4 protein-coding genes are annotated in these 3,068 nt (G+C 51.4%); 3 read left to right on the top strand and 1 reads right to left on the bottom strand.

The window, feature by feature from the left end; genetic code table 11:
- Positions 1 to 77: 77 nt before the first annotated feature.
- The 3 genes from EJP87_RS15015 to EJP87_RS15005 are packed head-to-tail and all read left to right on the top strand — an operon-like array spanning position 78 to position 2,216.
- Positions 78 to 983: an ATP-binding protein gene (locus tag EJP87_RS15015; RefSeq protein ID WP_130472674.1), complete on the top strand. Its 906-nt coding sequence runs from the start codon at positions 78 to 80 to the stop codon at positions 981 to 983.
- 12 nt (positions 984 to 995) lie between these two features.
- Positions 996 to 1,775 (top strand): dienelactone hydrolase family protein, encoded by a 780-nt coding sequence (locus EJP87_RS15010; protein WP_130472673.1) that lies wholly within the window; start codon positions 996 to 998, stop codon positions 1,773 to 1,775.
- Positions 1,776 to 1,796: 21 nt separating this feature from the next.
- A complete protein-coding gene (locus EJP87_RS15005; protein ID WP_130472672.1) occupies positions 1,797 to 2,216 on the top strand; it encodes a secondary thiamine-phosphate synthase enzyme YjbQ in 420 nt (139 codons plus the stop codon).
- A gap of 24 nt (positions 2,217 to 2,240) precedes the next feature.
- On the opposite strand, the gene EJP87_RS15000 is transcribed toward EJP87_RS15005, so the two are convergent.
- Complete coding sequence (locus EJP87_RS15000) at positions 2,241 to 2,828, bottom strand: tetratricopeptide repeat protein (protein WP_130472671.1); 588 nt, start codon at positions 2,826 to 2,828, stop codon at positions 2,241 to 2,243.
- Positions 2,829 to 3,068: the final 240 nt, after the last annotated feature.

The raw sequence follows: 3,068 nt of genomic DNA, 5'->3' as shown, positions 1-3,068 counted from the left end.
AATTCATGCACACAATTCTATCATAATCGAATTTTAATGTATAGTTTCAATGCGTTATTCTTTTTGAGGAGGCCCTAATGAGAGTCTTGGCCACCAATAAGGGCATTCGTCTCTTGCTGCATGTGGATGAAGAGCTTCCCGAATGGATCCGCGTCGATGGCTCACGTCTCAACCAAATTTTATTCAACCTGCTGGGCAACGCCATCAAATTTACCGAACAGGGGACAGTATCCTTGTTGGCGACCCTCTCGCCAGAAAAAACCGATATACTGGATCTGGCAGTGGTGGATACCGGTATTGGTATCGATGAAGAGCATCTGCAGCGCATTTTTGAATCCTTTACCCAGGCGGATGGTGGTATCACCCGTCGTTATGGCGGAACCGGATTGGGTTTGACCATTTCATTGCGTCTGGCTGAACGGATGGGAGGGACAATTCGCGTTGAGAGTCAAAGAGGTGTGGGGAGCTCCTTTCATCTGCAACTACCCTTGCGCAAGGCCGCACCTGTCATCAACATGCAAGGGCTCACTATTCAGCAAGCTGCCCAGGCAAACCAAAAGAGCACTCTCCACTCCTTGCAAATTTTGGTTGCCGAGGATTCTGATGACAATCAAATGTTGCTGCAAGCCTATTTCAAACGCTTGCCACATGTTTTAACCTTTGTCTTCAATGGTGCGGAGGCGTTAAAACGCTACCAAGAGGCAGATAACGGCTTTGATCTGCTGCTGATGGATGTGCAGATGCCGGTGATGGATGGATATACGGCTACACGTTTGATTCGGCAATGGGAGCGGGAGCGCGGCTTGTCCGCTGTGCCGATCATTGCCTTGACTGCCCATGCCTTTGAGGAGGAGGAAGAGCGCAGTAGACAGGCCGGTTGCAACTATTTTTTAACCAAACCGGTCAGCAAAAAAGTGATTCTGGAATTGGTGAAACGCTTTGAGTTCGTTAAAGGCGAAACCGACAGTGTAACAAATGAGTAAAAAGGAGCCGATATGTTAAACCGCCTGATTTTGCTTGCTCTCTGCCTTTTTCCACAACTGCTTTTTGCGGCGATGGTGGAAGAAAAGGTCAAACACTCCTTGGATGGTGTCAGTTTTGAAAGTGTGTTGGTTTATGACGATGCGGTCAATGTGCCGCGTCCGGCGGTGTTGATGGTGCCCAATTGGTTGGGTGTCACGGCTCAAGCAGTCGAACAGGCCAAACAGATTGCCGCTGGCGAGTATGTACTGCTGGTTGCCGATCTCTATGGGGAAAATATACGGCCAAAAAACAGCTCGGAAGCGCAACAGGCGGCCGGCATGCTGCGCGGCAATCGTCCGTTGTTGCGGGCCAGAGCCAACCATGCCCTGGATACACTGCTCTCTGTTGGACAAAAAGTGGGTCTGCATCCGCAACAGACCGCAGCCATCGGTTTTTGTTTTGGTGGCGGAACGGTTTTGGAGTTGGCGCGCAGTGGTCGTGATCTTAAGGGAGTGGTCTCCTTTCATGGCAATCTGGATACGCCCAACCCGGCGGATGCGGCACAGATCAAAGCGGCCGTTTTGGTGCTGCATGGCGCTGATGATCCCTTGGTACCACCCGCACAAGTGGCTGCTTTTGAGGCAGAGATGAAAGCCCATGCCCATATCGATTGGCAGTTGGTCAGTTTTGGTGGGGCCGTGCACTCTTTTACCGATCCGGAGGCCAACACGCCAGGAAAGGTGATGTATCATGAGCGTACTGCCAAACGGGCCTTTGTCATGATGCACAAATTATTTGCGGAAATATTTTAACAGCTTGCTGCAGGGGTGATCATGAAAAGCTATCGCAAAGAGCTGTTTATCCATGTTCCTGGACGTCGGGCATTCATCAATATCACCCCGCAAGTCGAAGCCTGCTTGCGTGAAAGCGGCATTCAAGAGGGATTGTTGTTGTGCAATCCCCTGCACATTACGGCATCGGTCTTTATCAACGATGATGAACAGGGGTTGCACCATGATTATGAGCAGTGGCTGGAGCGTCTTGCTCCGCACGCCCCCACCAAAAATTATCGTCATAATGATACCGGTGAGGATAATGCCGATGCCCATCTCAAGCGGCAGGTGATGGGGCGCGAGGTGGTAGTGGCCATCACTCAGGGCAAACTGGATTTTGGAACCTGGGAGCAGATCTTTTATGGCGAGTTTGATGGTGGCAGGCGCAAGCGCATTCTGGTCAAAATTATTGGTGAGTAAGATGCAGGGTCAGGAGGAGCTGTTTTAACCCGTTGCGGTGCTTTTCTGACGAATGCGTCGGGCGCGCTCCTCCAGTTTATCTGCCTGACCCAAGCGGTTGCTGGCACGATACAGAGAGGCCAAATTTTCCAGGCTGACGGCTACCTCTGGATGGTTTGTACCATAGGTGCGCTCGCGAATGGCCAGAGCACGCAGATAGATTGGTTCCGCCTGCGCATATTGCCCTTTGCCAATGCACAGCAAAGCCAAATTGTTCAAAGCGATGGCCACATCGGGATGGTCACTGCCATAGGCTCCTTCCCAAATGGTCAGAGCACGGTTCAGATAGAGTTCCGCCTGCGCATGTTCTCCCTGGGCGCGACAGATCAGAGCCAAATTGTTTAAGGTAGCCGCTACATCCGGATGATCGGCTCCCACCTTTTGTTTGGCCAGAGCCAATGCCTCTTGACCGCTTTGCCGAGCCTTTTCCCACTCGCCAGCCTGAAACTCCCGCTCCAGTTGGTCGATCCGCTCTTGCCAAGCGCTGCCCGCTCCGCTGGTCGGTTTTTTTTGTCCCTTGTTGCCCGTCAGGTTGTCACCCAACTCCGCAAACCAATTTTTCCATCTGCTCATGTTTATTCAAGGTCTCATCGATGGGATGCAACTGTCCAATATCCCTTTGCCAATATCATTTATCTTGGCAAGCGAACAGACATGATAGCACTTTCCTTGCACCCCGACCAGCGTTATGCTGTCACCGCTCAGGGCAATCGCATTTGAAAATCAGAAAATTATTATGGAGGTCCAGGAGGAGATTATCTCCTCCTGGTGGGTGCAGGGCAAAGCCCTGCTGAAAATGTGCGGCGTTTCACA

Source organism: Candidatus Magnetaquicoccus inordinatus, from assembly GCF_004217665.1.
Classification (GTDB): Bacteria; Pseudomonadota; Magnetococcia; order Magnetococcales; family Magnetaquicoccaceae; genus Magnetaquicoccus; species Magnetaquicoccus inordinatus.
The sequence above is the reverse complement of the archived record's forward strand: the minus strand, read 5'-3'. Positions and strand labels throughout refer to the sequence as shown.